At 66.5% G+C, this 16,764-nt stretch carries 11 protein-coding genes; all 11 read right to left on the bottom strand.

Annotated elements, in window-relative coordinates:
* On the bottom strand, nt 1-2,359 hold a 2,359-nt coding region (gene pglZ, locus QZY48_RS03230), incomplete at its 3' end, for a BREX-1 system phosphatase PglZ type B (RefSeq protein ID WP_295427640.1).
* 18 nt (nt 2,360-2,377) lie between these two features.
* The gene (locus tag QZY48_RS03225; RefSeq protein ID WP_295427637.1) at nt 2,378-2,632 is read right to left on the bottom strand and encodes a DUF433 domain-containing protein; all 255 of its coding nucleotides are present in this window, start codon (nt 2,630-2,632) and stop codon (nt 2,378-2,380) included.
* A gap of 61 nt (nt 2,633-2,693) precedes the next feature.
* A complete protein-coding gene (locus QZY48_RS03220; protein WP_295427634.1) occupies nt 2,694-3,539 on the bottom strand; it encodes a DUF4435 domain-containing protein in 846 nt (281 codons plus the stop codon).
* Nucleotides 3,536-4,900, bottom strand: a complete 1,365-nt coding sequence (locus tag QZY48_RS03215) for an AAA family ATPase (RefSeq protein WP_295427632.1) — start codon at nt 4,898-4,900, stop codon at nt 3,536-3,538. Before QZY48_RS03215 ends, QZY48_RS03220 begins: the two co-directional genes overlap by 4 nt.
* A 133-nt stretch (nt 4,901-5,033) precedes the next feature.
* A complete protein-coding gene (locus QZY48_RS03210; protein WP_295427629.1) occupies nt 5,034-8,549 on the bottom strand; it encodes an N-6 DNA methylase in 3,516 nt (1,171 codons plus the stop codon).
* Between the two features lie 15 nt (nt 8,550-8,564).
* Nucleotides 8,565-12,038: a BREX system P-loop protein BrxC gene (brxC, locus tag QZY48_RS03205; RefSeq protein WP_295427626.1), complete on the bottom strand. Its 3,474-nt coding sequence runs from the start codon at nt 12,036-12,038 to the stop codon at nt 8,565-8,567.
* Between the two features lie 2 nt (nt 12,039-12,040).
* Nucleotides 12,041-12,604, bottom strand: a complete 564-nt coding sequence (locus tag QZY48_RS03200; protein WP_295427623.1) for a hypothetical protein — start codon at nt 12,602-12,604, stop codon at nt 12,041-12,043.
* Nucleotides 12,591-13,406, bottom strand: coding sequence for a hypothetical protein (locus QZY48_RS03195; RefSeq protein ID WP_295427621.1), 816 nt, complete (start codon nt 13,404-13,406; stop codon nt 12,591-12,593). The genes QZY48_RS03200 and QZY48_RS03195 overlap by 14 nt, the downstream gene beginning before the upstream one ends.
* Nucleotides 13,407-13,727: 321 nt before the next feature.
* On the bottom strand, nt 13,728-15,887 hold the full coding sequence (locus tag QZY48_RS03190) for a HAMP domain-containing sensor histidine kinase (protein ID WP_295427618.1): 2,160 nt from the start codon (nt 15,885-15,887) through the stop codon (nt 13,728-13,730).
* Nucleotides 15,884-16,600, bottom strand: a complete 717-nt coding sequence (locus QZY48_RS03185; RefSeq protein WP_295427615.1) for a response regulator transcription factor — start codon at nt 16,598-16,600, stop codon at nt 15,884-15,886. Before QZY48_RS03185 ends, QZY48_RS03190 begins: the two co-directional genes overlap by 4 nt.
* A complete protein-coding gene (locus QZY48_RS03180; protein ID WP_295427612.1) occupies nt 16,573-16,746 on the bottom strand; it encodes a hypothetical protein in 174 nt (57 codons plus the stop codon). The genes QZY48_RS03185 and QZY48_RS03180 overlap by 28 nt, the downstream gene beginning before the upstream one ends.
* Nucleotides 16,747-16,764: the final 18 nt, after the last annotated feature.

Genomic DNA, 16,764 nt, shown 5'->3' with positions numbered 1-16,764 from the left:
TGGCCACCACCTGTCCCGCCCGCAGGACGACCAACACCGCCGCCGCGCCTGCGTGCTGGTCATCCGTGACCAGCAGCGCGGCGGCACCGTCCGCGTCCGGCGGTTGCATCCGTCGGTCCGGGTCGAGCACGCTTGACCCCGCATCCGCGGGCTTGGTGCGGATGTCGAGTAGGGTCCCCGCGAATCCGCCCTGCAATTGCACCCGCAGCCGCAGACCCTTCCAGTCGGCGCTGCCGATCGTTACGGCGGCCTGGGCGGTTTGCCCTTCGGCCGTGACCGTTAGTGTCAGGGTCAGTGCCTCTTGCAGGCTCAGACCCCCATGAGCGTATTCGACACCGGACTTGAAGGCCGAGACCCCCGGGGCGCAGACCACCGAGTGGCCGCCGCCCCAGAACCAGGGCAGTTCCTTGAATCCGTGTTGAGCGCCGGGCTGGGGCACCGCACAGCGCGGCCAGCGGGATTGGGTCAGATGTCCCGGCAGGTCCGCCTTGGGTAAGCCGCCGGGCAGCAGCAGCCACCCATGGTCCGTCACCAGGACGGCCCGCTGCCAGCCGGCCGCGAGCAGGTCCCGCACCCGCAAGGCGACCGCCCGCAGTTCCTCGTCCAGCCGCCAGGCCAGGCGCGCCCCCTGGGCGTGGCCGTCGTGGTCGAAGGTGCCGATCTCGGTCCAGGCGGCGCCGGTCGGGTCACCGGTGGAGGTCGCCTCCAACCAGGTCCACCCATTGCTCGCCAGCAGGTTGCGGAAGGTCTGCGTCGTGAGGTTCTTGCCGGTCTCGGCGAGTTGCGGCTCGAACCCCTCCGGCAGGCTGTTTCCGATCAAGGCGTCCGCCAGCGGACGCCAGGCGGGTTTGGCCGTCGCCGTCACCGTCGGCAGGGCGGACCAGCGCCTTGCCGTCTCCACCCTGAGTCCGTAGGCCTGGAGCAGCCAGGCCAACTCCAGGCCGAGGTCGCACCGCAGGCCATCGACGAACACCAGGACCGTCTGGAGCGCGGGCGTCCCGCCCGCGAATGGGAGCGAGGGCGTCCCGCCCGTGAGTCCCGGCCCCGGCGGCGGGGCTCCTTTGACTCGCGGGCGGGACGCCCGCGCTCCGGGGTAGCCCAAGGCCCAACCCTGCACCTGCTCCGCGAGACCCGTCAGCCACGGGAGATAGACGGCCCGCAGCGCCGCCGTCACGGCCTCCAGGTCCGGGGCATCGCGTACCATGGCAAACGCACGCCAGGCAGCGGCGTCGATCGTCCAGCCGCGCGCCAGGTAGGCGGCGGCCAGCGTGTCCCAATCGTGCCCGCAGACGCCCGCGGTGATACCTTCCGCCAGGGCCTTCAACTGCACGGCCGCCCGTGCCAGGGATGCCTCGCCCAGATCCGCCCACAGCGCATCGGCACGCGGGGCGTGCTGGGCGCAGAGTTGCGTGAGCCGCGTCAGCGCCTGCGCCCGCGGGAGCGCCTGGAGCCCCAGGAGCCCAGCGCGCAAGGCAGCCTCCAGCTTGCGATTGGTCACCGGCATCCGGTCGTTGGCATCATCGAGCAGGTCCTTGGGGTGTGCCAGGTCCAGCGCCTTGCGCACCCCGGCAAAGGCCTGGTGTGCCTGGCGGTAGCGCGTCCAGACCTGATCCCAGACCCCGCCCCCCGCCACCAGCTTGTCTACCGCGGTGATGATGCCGTCCTTGTCCGGGTCCAGGCCGAAGGTCGGCTTGCACAGAGCCCTGAACCCGGTCCAGCGCTCGGCAGACCAGTCGCCATGAGTACCGTCGCCGGTGGCCATCCACTCCAGCAGCAGGCCCACCGGATCGCCGGCGGCCAGCCCATGGAAGTCCGCCGCATCCAGACGCCGGCCGGTAAGGCTCGCCACCGGCGCGCGCAGCACCTGGGTCAATTGGGCGCCGACCGCGTCCTGCGTGGCCCGATCACGGGCCAGATCAAGCCCGAGCCCACCCTCGTTGGACGACAGGAAAGCAAAGGGCGTCCAGTCCTTCCCGTTCTGCTGGCCCCAGAACTGCCCCTGGAACTGGAGTGCGAACAGATGCCGCGCCGCCTCCGGAAACCCGGCCGCGCCGCGAAAGGCAGACCGCGCCACACCCGGCAGATAAAGGAGCGGGGGCGTCCCGCCCCCGCGTGCGCAGGAGCCCCAGCGCGCAAGCTGATAACGCAGCCAGGTAGAAGGCCCAGTCCGCTCATCGGCAATCTCAGGCGCCAGCACAAAAAGCCCCGGCATGGCGTCGCACAGCAGCGGGATGGCCCGGGACCAGAGCCCCTCCCCGTCCGTCCACAACACCACGGACGGCGCAGCCAAATCGTGGCGGTTGTAGATCGCCGCCGCGCGGAGTCGGTCGATCAACTGTTCAAGGATGGTCGTGTTCATGATTCGGTCTCAGTCGCGTCAAGACGCCTCGCGCCGTAGGGCCTTGTAGTCCGCAGCGAACCGCACACAGGCGTCGAGGTCCGCGGACTCAAGGGACGGGTACTGGCGTAGGATTTCATCCGGGGATTCGCCGGCGCTCAGGAATCCGAGGATCGTCTCGACGGTGATCCGCAGGCCGCGGATCGTCGGACGCCCGTTGCAGAGGTCCGAATGGACGGTGATGCGAGCGTCCGGGTCTTTGAGCCACATGCCGTTTTCGTACGCCGCGCTCATCGTCGAAACCTCCAAGTGTGTAAGTCCCGTCCAGCGACTGGACGTGTTTTCAGGTTCGCCTCTAGAGCACCAGATAAGGCTTGTTCGCTTGCTCCCAGCCGCGAATCGCCGCGCCAAGATGGCCGCCGTGAAGCTGTTGATCGTCGAAAGCGCTGCGCAACATGGCCGCGATATCGTCTACTCCCTTGCTCGCCTTAAGACTACCCAACACCCTGGTCAGACCGATGCGCAGGATGCTCACCAAGTCGTGACCCTGGCAGATTGCCCAAGGATCGGCGACCGGGAGCGCTTCCAACTCCGCGCGCAGATCGTCGATGGACGGGACTGCACCGGTCTTTACCGCTGCATCATGAAAATCGTCTCGGGACACCAACCAAGTGTCCCGGTTCAGGAACCGTTCGGGTCCGAGCTTGTGAAACGGAATCTCCCAGGCCCGACGCTGCGCCACCCAACGTAGCCGGCCGAATTCCAGGCCACGCTCCAACAGGGCATCCCGAACCGAACGCCCTTGCTGCTCTTCCAACTCCCGGATTTTGGCGGGGGCACCAAGCTCGGCGAGAACGCGCTCCAAAGCCGGGGAACGAATCAACATGCCCTCCAAGTCATGGGTATCGGTACCGATCAGATTGGGCGAAGGGCGGAGACGCCCCTCCAGACCATCGAAATCGTCGTCCACGACACCGAGTGCACCCCGGAAGCGGCCCTTGTCCAAACGGACCAGCGCCCCCTCTACGTTCGGCTTGCCATTGCCGATGACGAGTTCGCAGTGACCGGGTCCAACGCGCGGCCTCCAGAATTTATGGTCGTCTTCTCCCTCTACGATCAGGAAGCTGCCGGCGTGAAGCTGGCGCGTCATGATGACCTCGGTGGCAACGACACCGGCATCCTTGTAACCGCTCAGCGTCATACCAACTCCGCGTCCAGGCCGATCATCAGGTCTGACCGATCACCTACGATAAAGGGTGAGTGCGTCGCCATCAGCACATCGAACTGCGCGATTTCAACGATCTCCAAGAGGTCGGGTAGGAAGCGCTTTTGCCAGACGGGGTGGAGAGACAATTCAGGTTCGTCGATCAATACCAGGGTATTGGGCAGCACCCGGAACAGTAGGTCATAATGGAGCACCAGTTCATGCTGTTCGCCGGACGATAAGGCATCCAAATCCAGGGATCTACCTTGCTCCCCTTCCGCCACCAATCCAAGTTGCCGGTCGATCCGGATACGCTTGTGGTGGAACTTGTGGTTAACGTTGTCGAGCAGCAATCGGGCACGGAGCGCGATCTCATCCAGGACGGACAATTTTCGCTCCGTATCTTCCACGTACAAAGCCATCACGCTTTGCTGGGTCGGATCGAGGCTGTCGAGCGCCGCGGTATCGAATGGATGACTGCCCGGCTCGTCCAAGAGCCCGATTTCTTTCAATTCTGCGCGGCGGGCATCCAACTTCTCCATGCGTTGTTTGAGAGTATCGGCTGGCAACACAACAGCGTGACTATTCAGTAGCCGCTGAGGAAAGGACTGATCGAGACTTTGAGACTGCTGACCATAACGCGCCATGGCGTCATTGATACGCACCTTGAGGTCGCGTGCATAGTCCAGAACGGTAAAGAGCGTACGCGGACCCGAACGATAACGACGCGGGTCCTCCGCGGTGACCCTGAGCAGGCGTTGCGCGGCTATCAGATGAACCCTGACCTTCCGGCGCAGATCACTGAGCCATGCCGGATCACCCAAACCGGAGGTCGGCGAGAGGCGGCCAGCCACTTCTCCCCCATACCGCGCAACAATCTCCTCTGCCTGCAACAGCGAGGCCACTTCGTGCTCATCGACCCAAACATCCTCCCCGACGCGCTGAACCCAGGGCAAGCGGCTCGCAATCTCATCGGCAAGCGACTCGACATCTCGGTTAGCGGGAATGTCATAGCGATCGACTTCCTTCTCTCCACGAAACAACACCAGATGAAGCGGCCTCGTTTCTTTTTGCCGCTTCTTTTGTCCGGATGCCTTCGTCTGGCCGAGGGTCAACTCGACCTTGCTGTCGTCGGTCATCGTCATGGCAAAACGCCGGAAGGGTACCTGCCGGAACACGCTATACCGGCCATTCAGCAGGGCGTTGACCATCCTCAACAACATGGTTTTACCCACGCCATTAGGACCATGCAGGATGGTTACGCGCTCATCGAGATTCAGGTCGACTTGATGGCTAAAAAGATCGAACAGTCCGTCGACCTGAACTCTCCGTATACGCAACGATTGGGAATCGGTCATCAGGTTTCTCCTCGTGCGCAGCGGGTTACCCAACCGTACTGCGCTAGCTTTCGCACGCGCCGCGGCGCAATGCTGGGGGAAGTGGTCATTCAGTGTCTCCTGTGCGGCGTCTTGATGAGCGAGGCACTTGCTCTCACGCCGGGGCGGGACGCCCCGGATCCCTTCTGGCGGCCTGCTTGCGCGCCAGGGTCAGGTGGACATTATTCCAGCGGTTGCCGGTGAAGTCGGGGCCGCCGGGGCAGGCGAGCGGTGGCTCATCCAAGTGCCAGAACCAGGGGTAGTCTGACTTGTCGCGTTGCGGCTCGGTGCCGCGGTCCTTGTCCCATTTGATGTTGGGCTTGGCGCGCAGGATGCCGGCGCCCTTCTTGCCGAGATCCCGGGCCTGCATGAAGGGGCGGATGTTGAGGCGCACGCCGTCGTTCAAGTCCGGCTGCCAGCCCAGGGGCTGCCCGGCGAGCGGCTTCCAGCGGATGAAGAGGTCATAGGGCGGCTCGCCCTCCAGGATCGCGACGAGTTCGGCCTCCAGCGCCCGGGCGGCGCCCAGGCGCTCGGCGGCGCCGGGTTTGTCGGTCTTGGCGTCCGCGTCCTGCTGGCGAATCCAGTCGCCCAGGTAGCTGTAGGTGAGTTTCTCCAGATTGGCCCGGTCCAGCCGGTGGTAGTTCACCAGGGCATGGAAGCCGTCCTTGCGGCCGTCCCAGAGGTGCCAGATAAAGGGGCGGTTGTGGAAGAGTTTGCAGTGCTGCTCGAAGAAGGCGTCCTGCAGCCAGTCTTCCAGGCTGGTCTGTTTGGCGCCGGTCGCGGCCAGCAGTTCCCGCTCGGCGCCACCGGTCCAGTCCGCGCCGAAGGCTGCGGCGAGCAGGGCGCGCAGACGCACCGCCGCGGGCAGTTCTCGATTGACGGCGGACAGGCAGACGATGCCATCCGCGTCCGTGTGGGACTCCAGGCCGTCGGGACCCAGGGCCGGGCAGTCCGGAAACTCGGAGCCGGTCTGGCGCGGCCAGCGGTAGCCGAGAAGCCGGGCGACGGCGACCTGGAGCGGCGCGTCGGAGCCCTTGGGGTGACCATTGAAGAGCCATTGCGTCGGATCGCTGGAAAACGGCTTCGGCAATCCATGAGGATATTGCTCGGCTGCGACCTTCTGCCAGCGTGTAAGGTCGAAAGGCAATTGAGCAACCAGCTCCCGAGTAACATTCAGCTTTTGATTTAAACGACGAAGGTCTGCATTGAATTGCCCAGACTTCAGGTAAGCATATAGAGTCGTTATATGCTTCTCATCGAATGGCGTAACAACATTAGTGTTGTCGTCGAAGAACTCACCACCGTAAATAGTTGCCGGCAAGTCACGCATCTTCGAGTAAAGAACACCACGCTTGCCCCACGCTTCAGCACCACGAACACCAAATTCATCAATCTGCTGTCGTTTTATCTCGGTAAATGATAGGCAAATCTCCGATCTCCCAGAATAGTCATCACGCCGATCCGGTGTTGAAACCATAAACGTCCAATGACGTGGTTCGACAATGTAAACTTCCCAGAATTGCCGCGTTACGCGAGCCGTTTGGCCTGGCTTACTTCCATATCCAACATACGCGATGTCGCGAATCTTAGTTCCGGCCGGCACCACCTCAAGCGTAACTGCTGCCTGTGGATTCTTAAGCTGATCAGCTTGGCAAAGCAAGCTGATCCTTAATGGTAGCTCGCCGCGTAGCATCGCGGCCTTCTCATCGAGTAGAATTACTTGGCTACCTTGCTTGGCGCCAACATCTATTCCAAAATGGTGATGGGATTTCGCAGCCACCGACTCGCTCAAGAAAAGTAGAACAGTGTGTGGGCCACGAACCCCATAGCTCCACCACGCTTCTTCCCCAAGCGAGACAATGCCGTTCCATGTCCGCTCCCGGAGTAGTGATTCGCGCAATTTCTTATAGCTCGAAAGAAATAGCCAATTTCGCGGTGTAACCAGCGCTGCCATGCCATCCTTTGCGCAGAATGCTAGGCAACGTTCGACAAATGCGGTAGCGAGATCAGCTTTGGCTTTTTGGTGAACTGTCTCGCAGTAATCTTGAATTATTTCATCCTGCTTTCCACTTCCTAGATAAGGCACGTTTGTCGCGACGAGCGTGAACTGGCCGGCAAGAATTTCCGCCGCCTTGGCGAGGCCGCGCGCGGTCACGGCCATTTCATGCGCGGTGTCATCCTGGATCTCCTGCGCAAGCGCCTTTTCCAGCAGCGGCTGGAGTTCATGGAATCCGGCTTCCAGCAAATCACCCTCGCCCGCGCGCGGATTGATGAGGCTGCCAAGCACCGCTGCCTGTTGGAACAGCCGGTAAAGCCGCTCCAGACCGTTCCGGAGTTTCTCGTTGTCGCCGGCAATCGCCAGCCAGTCGGCTTCGCGGGTGTTCGGCGCGAGGCCGGAACAAGCCAAATGTAGCGTTGTCCATGACTGATAGCCGCCAAGCTTCCAAGCGGTCAATGCCACATTGAACGCCGCGATTTGAGTACAGCGCTCATCGATCTCCAACCCATGCAGGTTGTCCCGCAGCACGGCGGCGACGGCCGCAGCGGCGCTCAAGCCCTCCTCCTCCATCCGCAGCCGGGCGAGGATGGGCAGGGCGAAGACCAGGAAGTGCCCACTGCCCATGCAGGGGTCCAGGAAGCGGATCTCGGCGGCACGCTTGGGCCAACCCTCGAAGGTGCCGGCGGCGGGAAGCCAGTGGATAGTGGATAGTGGATAGTGGATAGACGCCGGCGGTTCGGGGTTTGAGTCGCCCACTTGCGCATCGGAACGGATGAAGCGCAGATAAGTCCAATCGACACCGGGAAGGCCGTCCCGCGGCGGCAGCGCGACCGCGCGCCGGGCATCCTCCTCGGTCGGGCACGCCGCCACTGACAAGCCCCCACTATCCACTCTCCACTTTCCACTATCCACTTTCCTCCCCGCCCACCAGGCCCCGATCGAGTTGTGGAGCAGGAACTCCACCATGTAGTCCTCGGTGAAGAGCTGGGTAACGGCAGGCAGTTCGCGGGCGCCGATCTTGACCCCGGACTTGTTCACCTCGTCTTTGCGCTTGGCCTGCCAGAACTGGTAGGTCCAGCCCAGTGCGTCGTCGGTACGGAAGGTCTCGGCGGGCAGTTCGTCCAGCAGGCGACGCAGTTGGACCTCGTGGTTGGGCGCCAAGCGCAGATCCAGCACCGGGTCGTCCCGGCGGAAGATGCCGGGCAGGGTCTCGGAGGCGAAGCGGCAGGCCAGATCGAAGCCGTCGCGGGCGCCAAGCTCCGGCGCCAGTTCGTCGCACTCCTCCAGGGTGACGGGGACGCTACCGTGTTCGGCGCCGGTGTGCAGCAGGTGGTTATCCGCCAGAAAGCGGGTGAAGAGCAGCCGGTGCCAGTGCTCGTAGGCGGCGGCCTCGGCGAGCTGATCAATGGACTGGGTGCCGCCCGGGTCCAGCCGGTCCCCCAGCGCCCGGCCGCGGGCACGCAGGCGGTTGCGCAGGCGGCGCTGGTCTTCGTCCAGATGGGCGCGCGGCCGTTCTTCATGGACGGCGAGATTGTCCAGCGCGGCGCGGGCCGCGACCTCTGCCGCCTCGCGGGCCTTGAGGGTGAGCTTCTCCAGCGCCGTGCGCTGGTCCTTGGTCAGGGTGCTGGGCATGTTCGGGGTCCTGGTCTACAGAATCACCGGCCCGTGGATCAGGGCCGCCTGGATCTTGGCGCGGGCCTGGTCGAGCCAGCCTTCCAACTCGTCCTCGTCGTGGATCGTCGCACCCGGCAGGCTGACGCACCTGGCCTTGGGCTCGGCGGCCTGGATGGCGGCGGCCAGGGCCAGGTCGCAGCGGGTCGGCAGGGCGTCGGCGAGGTCCTTCCAGCCGCGCAGGTCGCGCCGCTTCAGGGACTCCAGCAGTTCGGTGTCGGTCGCGGCGGCAGCCAGGGTCGGGGCCACGGCGCCCGCTTCCCGGAGCAGGGCGGCGCGATCGGTGTCGCGCAGGGCGGCCCAGACGGGATGGGCGGCGAGCCGGGCCAGCTCGGCGGCCAGGGTGTCGGCATGGTCGGTCTGGGCCTGGGCCAGGGCGCCGCGCAGGGCACTGCTGACGGCCTGGAGGACGGTGGCGGTGGGGTCCGGGTCGTCCAGCAGGCTGCGGTTGGTGCGGATGGCATCCAGGGTCTGGGTCAGTGCGTCCATGTCCGGCAGGTCGCGGGCCTGGGCCAGCAGTTGACCGGCCAGGGCGTAGTTGGGACCACGGTCGTCGATCTTGTCGGCGACCGACCGCCAGTCCGCCAGAGATTGGGTGAGGTCGTCGGCGCGGTCGTGGAGCTTGTAGAGCAGGTCGTTGCCGGTGAGGCCGTGCAACTCATTGAGCACTTGCGGATTGGGTGCTGCCGGCGCGGGCGCATCGCCCCCGGCGGACTGGGCCTGCTGCTTGAGTAGCCCCACGAACCCGGGGGCGGCACTGATCTCCTCGCCCGGCTGGAACTTGTGCCCGGCGCTCTGGAAGAGCTTCTTGATCTTGAGCTTCTGGACGGCGGTGAGGACCGGTTGCTCGACGCGCAGATCGGCCTGGCCGATCTTCTTCTGGTCCAGATCGGCGGTCTTCACGGGCTGGCCCTGGAGGCGGGCACCCAGGTGGCCGCTGACGAGCAGCACGGCGATGCCGGCATCCACCGCGTCCTTGGGCCAGCCGTAGGGGCTGGCGCCGAAGCGGGACTCCAGCTCGGTCCCCTTCTTGCCGGCCCCGACCTCGGCGAGGATGGCCGCGGTGACCGGGTGCCGGTGGGGGTCGCCCTGGTAATTGACGGCCGCCAGGGCGTTGGCGCTGCCCTCCTTGGCCTTCTTCCACACCGTGGGCCAGTTGGGCGAGTCGGCGAGGTGGAACTGGGGATAGAGCCGGTCGAGCACGGACTTGGCGGCCTCTTCCACGCCGTCCTTGAGACCCTCGATGTCGAGCCCCTGACCACCGGAGAGGAACAGCCGGGCACCGCACACGATGTCGCCCATCAGCGCGGCAATCTTGGACTCATCCCCGGCCTGGCGGCTGGTCATCGCGGCGCGGGCGGCGCGTCCCTCATCACTGCCCGGCTCGCCCTTGAAACTGAGGGTATCCGCGGCGGCCCGGGCGGCGGCCAGGGCGTTCTTGAGCGGGTCCGCCTTGGTCTTGGGGATGAGGACGTGGATGGTGGCATCCAGGGTACTGCGGGCCTGGATGTCCTGGATGACGGCGCCCTCCGACTCCTGGAAGCCGTCGCGTACCCAGACCACCAGACCCTCGGCTTGGGCCGGCGGGCTCATCCCGTGGTGAATGGCGACCTTGCGCCTCTCCTTGGCCGCGCCGTGCAGGACGCTGACCCCCGCGAGCGCGGCCTGGATGGCTTTGGAGAGCAACTGGCCGCGCTCGGCGGCGAGTTGGGGCTCGTTGTTCAGCAGGGAGGCGCGGCGCTTGCGGTATTCGGACTCCCAGGCGGCCCCCTCGGTGGTCTGGAGGTGGACCTCGCCCTCGATCTCCATCAGGACGCCCTCGTCCGTCAGGGCCTGCACCAGGGCCGGGACGCTGGCTCGCAACTGCGTGGCGGAGTCGCCGAGGTCGTCGGTGAGCAGATCGGCCAGGTGCTCCGGGTTGGCGCGTACGCCGGTGTCCACACCTTCGCGCGCGAGCTTGCCGATCAGGAAGACCAGGGCGCAAATGCGGCTGCGCAGGGGGCCATCCGGATGACGCTTCTGCTCCTCGACGAGTTCCTGGAAGCGCTTTTGCAGTTCGCCCGTGGTGACCAGTTCGGTGGCGAGTTGGTCGTAGATGAAATCGGCGGGGATGATGGCCCCCAAGGGTTGCTCCGCGACCAGGCGGCACGCCTCATGGGTGACGCGTAGTTGGGTGCGCATCTGGGCGGCGGTGCCGCTGGGGTCGCAACTGTGCAGGACCTGCTCCCAGAAGCGGCGGCGCACGGGCAGCAGCGGGTAGTCGGGGACATAGCCCTGGTCGTCGTCGGCGCGGGTTGCGATACGGGTGGATTTGAGCTGGCGGGCGATCTCCCCGGAGCGTCTGGACACCAGGTCGGCGATGAGGGGTTTGGCCTCTTCCTTCTTCTGGAGCACGACGGTGCGCACCACGCGCTCCACGTCGTTGTCCTTCAGGTGGACCTTGGTCGTGAAGCGGCCCATCAGGCGCTGGAGTGTGGGGGTGTCGGTCAGGGCGCTCTGGCCGGTGCCTATCACCAGGACGCGGCCGTCCATCTCTTTCGAGAGTGCCTCAACCACTTCCTGCACGTCGTGGGCTAGGTCGGCGTTGTTGGCGATGAACTGCTGGATCTCGTCCAGGACAATCACAGTGCAGGGGAGAAGGGAGCCCGGCCGTCCCGGCCGGGAATCGCGGGCGGGACGCCCGCGCTCCAAGGCACGGCGGATGACGGTGAGCATCTCGGCGATGCCGACTTCTTCGACCTCCACCGAATACTGGGCGCGCAGGGCCTCACTGACGTTCTTGACATCGCCCAGGTGAGGATAGGTCGCAAAGTAGGCGTCCAGGAAGGCTCTGGAGGTGTAGAAACGGTCGAACTCGGCGTCCGGGTCCTTGCCTGCCGCCGCGATCCTGCCGCGCAGCTCATCCAGTCGGTCATCGTCGCGCAGGTCCAACATCAGGCGGGCGACCGAGAGGTCTTCCGGGAGACCGACGGACGACAGGACGATCCCCAGCACCCGCAGGCGCACGCTGCCGACCCCGGCCTTCATGGTGCCGCCCGCGCTGTGCAGGCCCGCCCCCTGCTTGCCGCGAGTCGACAGCTCACAGAGCAGGTCGCGCACGTCGTCCGGCAAACTCGCGAGGGTACGGGCGCTGTGGCCGCCCGCGAGCGGGAAATCGGTCCAGAGATAGCGCACGACCTTGACCAGGTGCGATTTTCCGCTGCCGTAGAAACCGCTGACCCAGGCCGCCTTCTGCTCTTTGCCCAGATTATCCAGGTAACTCTGAAGGATCTTGGCCAGTCCGGTCCGGTACTCGCCGTCGCAGACGAAGGTCGCCAACTCGTAACGCAAGGTGTCGAGGTCTTCGACGTTGTTGCTGGAGACGCCGTCGTTGGCGATGGTCCAGGACAGCGGGTCTTTGACGAAGAGGTCCCGGTTTCTTAGCGATGTTGGGGGCGTCGAGTCGGGCATGGTCAGCCTTCCGTGAGAATGGGGGTGGCGAGGTAGTTCCAGCCGTCGCGGGCACCGAGGAAGCGATAGGTATTGCCCTCGCGCTCGCCGGGAAAGAAGAGCGCCAGAATACCGCGCAGCCGGAGTTTCTCCACGGTTTCCAGGGCTGCTGAGACCTGGGTGAAGTCGTAAAGGTCCATCAAGCCTGATAGGGCCAGGACGGTCCCATCGGCGCGCTCTGAAGGCACGGACTGCATCGCCGTGCGCACCCGGTTGCTGACCAGTGCCGTGAGCCCCTTGGTCGCATATTTCTGGGTGATGCGCGGCTCGGCAAGGATTTTGGTGCGCTCGTCCGGGTCGTAGGTGTCCATCCAGTCGGCGAAGACGCCCGTCAGATCCAGGTGCTGCCAGTCGAGCCCATGCTCGCGGGTGGCGATCTCGAACTCGGGGATGCGGTTGACCATCCGGCGCTCGTCTTCCGGGGGATAGACGATGAACCACACCCGCTGACTCAGCGGCAGGTTGATGCGCGGGGTCAGGGAGACGTGGCGGCGGTAGCTCGCCAGGAGCTGGTCAGCGCGGGCCATTCAAGATTGCCTCCTCGGCGGGCAGTAACAAGGCGGCGAAGTCGATCTCGATCACCCCGCCGCCGTGGCGCAGGCGCAGCCAGCCCCGCTGCGAGCCTAGGGCGAGGTGTGACAGGATGAGCGCTGGATCGGCCCCCACCAGACGCGCAAAGACGGATGACACCAGGCAATCTCCGCGCAGGCCCAGGAGGTAGCCGGCGAACATGGCGTAGGTCGATGCGGCCGGGGTGGGGATCGGCAGGGTTCGTGTCCGCGTGGCTCGGCCCTTCAGATGGCCGGTCGCCGCCCAGGTGACGCCGACCCGAGTGGCTAAGCCAGCGAGCATGATCGGGCTGAAACGCTCCGGGAAGACCGACTCCAGGTGTGCCTCCGTCCGAGCGCGGAGCAGGACCTCGCCCGGCTTCAGGGCCTCGATCAGGGTGAAGCTGGCCCGCAGTTGAGGGTCACGGCAGAAGACGCAGGTCAGGGCCAGGAGGGGAAGCGAGTCGGGGGCTTCGGCGGCGAAGCGGCGCAGCAGCCGGAACAGGGCCAGCGACGGGTCGACCCCGTACAGCTCGTAGAGGTGCTTCTCGCTCTTCTGGCGGCTGGAGAAGGTGGGTTTGCCCAGTACGTTACCTTCCAGGATGGCGGCGCGGTAGGCCGCGCGGCCAGCGGTGGCAGGGACGGCGGCAAAGAGCAGACGCAGCTCGGGCAGCATCATCGAGCGCGACATGTGGCCCCCCGAGCGGCGCAGCGAGAACCCGAAACCGGTCGCGTGCGGTGGGATCGCCAAGGGACCGGCATCTTCGAGTGATGCGCTCATGCGGGGGTCGCGAGCGGGTGCGCGATGTGGTCCATGGTGTTGCCTGGTCCTTAAGGATTGGTTTTGACGGCGGTCATGCGGGTCGGCCCCTCCCCCCGGTTGGCGCTACTGCGTCGGTACGGGAAATATACCGCACACTGCAGGCAGGTGCTGGATAGAGTTGCGCGTCCTGTCGGCTGAGTGACGGTGCGGTGGCCGAAGCGCCGCTCGATGGCGGCGGAGAGCGGCGGCAGGATGCGCAGCGGCGGGAATACCCGCTGAAGCGTCGACCTCCGGTGACGGGACGGTCTCCCGGGCTATGAGGAAAAAGCGCCGCCGCCGTCACGGCGGCGCTGGCAGTTCGACCCGAAACTCCGCCCCCGGCTCCCGGTCCACCACCTCCACCCGCCCGCCCATGGCCAGCGTCAGGCGCTCCACCAGCGCGAGCCCGATGCCGGTGCCGGGGATGGCGCGCGCCCCGGCCTCGGGGCCGCGGTAGAAGAGTTGGAAGACGTGGCGGCGCAACTCACGCGGCACCCCGGGGCCGAAGTCGCGCACGGCGATGCGCACCCAGCCATCGCGCGGACACTCGCAGCGGATCTCGACCGTCTTCTCGGCGCCCTGAGCGGCGAACTTGAGTGCATTGTCCACCAGGTTGATCAGGATTTGGACGCAGGCGTCCGGATCGGCCTGGACGGTCCCGCCCGCCGGGCACTGAACGACCAACTGGAACCCGGCCCGCTCGACCTGGGACGCGACCCGCTCCCGCACCAGGGCCATCAGCTCGGCGAGATCCAGCGCCTGGGGGGAGACGGTGAGTGCGTCGCGCCCGATCCGCGACAGGGCCAGCACATTGGCGATCAGCCGCGAGAGGCGCTCACTCTCCTCCTGGATGTAGCGGTAATAGACCTGGCGGCGGTCCTCGTCGGCAAAGCCGGCGCGCAGCATCTCCGCATAGAGACGGATGGAGGTCAACGGGGTCTTGAGCTCGTGGCTCACCGCGGAGACGAAGGCCTGCTGCTGGCGCACGAGCGCGATCTGCTTGAGCCCCAGCCGGTACATGAGCCAGGTCCCGGCCACCAGCACCAGGGCCAGCAGCCCGCCCACCCAGCCGATCACCAGGGCCCCCGCCGGGACCGGCAGCCGGCCGACGCTGAAGATCAGTTCCAGGCCGCCGAAGGGTTCACGCAGCCGGGTGCGGTAGAGCAGGGCCCCGGTCAGTTCGCGGGCACTGGCGACATAGTCGCGACCCGGCGCGGCACGCAAGGCGGTCAGCACCCTGTCCCGGAAGGCGACGATCAGGTCGGTGGTGCGCCCGAGCGCGCTGGCCCGCAAGGGCTCGCCCAGGACCGCGGCAAGGAATGGCCCCTGCTCGATCAGGAGACCCTGGATGATGCGCCCCCCGCCCTGCCGCACGGCCCGGAACAGGACCAAGTGGCCGCTGCCGAGCAACCCCAGTTCAAAGGGCTCCACCCGGTTGGCAAAGAGTGCCAGGGGCGCCCGGGCGCGTTCATCCTTGGTCTTGTCCGCCGCCACGGCGGTCCCGCGGGTGGTCTCGGCGAGGGCCTTCGGGCGCGCGGCCGACGCCGCGAAACCCCTTGGAGACGGGGCGGCCTCGCCCCGGTCGCTGCCGACGGGCGCCGACGCTGCCGGCGCCTGAGCGCGGGGCATCGCCGGGACCGGCGCGGTGCGCTTGGCCAGGGCCGCATCCAGGGTCAGCTCATCGACCCGCCCGAGCCCCTGAACCGGGACGGCCGGCGCCTCCAGGTCAGCGGTGGAATCCGCCATGGCAGGCGCCGCGGGGTCCGCCCGCCGGCTGCCGAGTTGCTCGAAGGCGCGCTGGGACAGGCGCTCCCGGGGCAGTTGCGCCTTGGCAGAGGCCGCCGACTTGGCCTGCGTCAGCGGCCCGGATGGCAACTGCCCGCCCGCACCCACCACCGAGTCGACCGAAGACTGGTTCGCCGCCGCGTCGGACCCCTCGGCGATGGGCCGCGGCGCCGGCCCCGGCGGCCCGCCCGCGGGGCGCCCGCGCTCGACCAGCCGGTTGCCGATCAATATCCCTTCGATGTGGGCCGCGAGCGCCTGGCGTTGCGCCAGTTCCGCCGGCGCCATCGCCGCGGCGGCTGCGCCCTCGGGGACCAGCGGGGTGCTGAAGCGACCGTCCTCCGCCACCTGGAACCAGCCCATCAGACCGGGGGGGCCAGCCCGCACCGGCAGGTCGGCGAGCGGTGAGCGATGATCCGCGGGCGTCGGTTCGCCGACCAGAAAGGCGTAGTCCGCCACCGGCCGGGCGTCCTCCACCCGCACGAGGTCACTCAAGCGCTGATCGACCCGGGCGGCGAAGTCCTCGGCGACCAGTTGCTGCGCCCGGAAGGACTCCCATTTGAGTTGGTCATAGGCTTGGTAGACCAGGACCGCACTCGGCAGGGCCAGCGCGATGAAAAAGGCCCCGAGCCACAGGCGCAGGCGCCGGCGTGCGCGATCGGCGTTTTCGCCCTTCATTGCGGCACGGCGCCATCCCCGACCAGGAGCCGATACCCCACCCCCCGCACCGTGACCAGCACCCGCGGGGCGGCCGGGTCCGGCTCGATCTTGCGGCGCAGCTTTGCGATGTGGATGTCCACGGTACGGGTCTCGATGCCGCAGCCCCGGGAATAACCCCAGACCTTGGTCAAGAGCTCGTCGCGGGGGACCGGGCGGTCGGCATGGGCCGCCAGGTAGTACAGGATCTCGACCTCCCGGCGGGTGAAGGGGACCTCCAGGGACCCGCGCCGCCCGAGCAGATTGACCGTGTCGAGGGTGAGATCGCCGAGCCGCAGGGTCGCCGCCCGGGCCGCGCCGCCCGGGGCGCGGCGCAGCACCGCCTGGACGCGCAGCACCAGCTCCGCGACCGAGAAGGGCTTGGCGACATAGTCGTCCGCGCCGAGCTTGAGCCCGCGGATGATGTCCTCGTCCGCCCCCAGGGCGGTCAGCAGGATGATGGGCTGCACCCGGTCCACGGCCCTGATCCGGTCGCAGATAGTGAAGCCGTCCAGGCCCGGCAGCATCACGTCCAACAGGATGATGTCGAAGGTCCCGGAGAGCGCGAGCTGCAATCCCGTCGGGCCGTCCGCGGCGCCCTGGACCTCGTAGCCGTGGAAGACGAAAAGATCCGTGAGCCCGACCCGGATCGGCTCCTCGTCCTCGATCAGCAGCAGGCGCGGGCGTTTGGGCATCGTGGTCGCGGACTCCGCTTAGGCACGGTCATTGATAAATTAAGCAAGTCCATTAGGGAATGCTGTCGCACCGTTGTCGTTGTCGTTGTCGTTGTCGTAATCGAGTTCATCGTAGCGCCACGGATTCTCTCGCACTCAAATTGCATCGCTTCTCCGATTACGAC

This window comes from uncultured Thiodictyon sp., from assembly GCF_903828115.1.
Taxonomy (GTDB): Bacteria; Pseudomonadota; Gammaproteobacteria; order Chromatiales; family Chromatiaceae; genus Thiodictyon.
Note: the sequence above shows the minus strand (reverse complement) of the source record. Positions and strands in the feature narration are given on the sequence as shown.

Excerpts from the sequence above, each read along its gene's own strand:
- QZY48_RS03225 (WP_295427637.1), bottom strand. The coding sequence starts at position 2,632 with ATGAGCGCGGCGTACGAAAACGGCATGTGGCTCAAAGACCCGGACGCT.
- QZY48_RS03220 (WP_295427634.1), bottom strand. The coding sequence starts at position 3,539 with ATGACGCTGAGCGGTTACAAGGATGCCGGTGTCGTTGCCACCGAGGTC.
- QZY48_RS03215 (WP_295427632.1), bottom strand. The coding sequence starts at position 4,900 with ATGACCGATTCCCAATCGTTGCGTATACGGAGAGTTCAGGTCGACGGA.
- QZY48_RS03210 (WP_295427629.1), bottom strand. The coding sequence starts at position 8,549 with ATGCCCAGCACCCTGACCAAGGACCAGCGCACGGCGCTGGAGAAGCTC.
- brxC (WP_295427626.1), bottom strand. The coding sequence starts at position 12,038 with ATGCCCGACTCGACGCCCCCAACATCGCTAAGAAACCGGGACCTCTTC.
- QZY48_RS03200 (WP_295427623.1), bottom strand. The coding sequence starts at position 12,604 with ATGGCCCGCGCTGACCAGCTCCTGGCGAGCTACCGCCGCCACGTCTCC.
- QZY48_RS03195 (WP_295427621.1), bottom strand. The coding sequence starts at position 13,406 with ATGAGCGCATCACTCGAAGATGCCGGTCCCTTGGCGATCCCACCGCAC.
- QZY48_RS03190 (WP_295427618.1), bottom strand. The coding sequence starts at position 15,887 with ATGAAGGGCGAAAACGCCGATCGCGCACGCCGGCGCCTGCGCCTGTGG.
- QZY48_RS03185 (WP_295427615.1), bottom strand. The coding sequence starts at position 16,600 with ATGCCCAAACGCCCGCGCCTGCTGCTGATCGAGGACGAGGAGCCGATC.
- QZY48_RS03180 (WP_295427612.1), bottom strand. The coding sequence starts at position 16,746 with ATGCAATTTGAGTGCGAGAGAATCCGTGGCGCTACGATGAACTCGATT.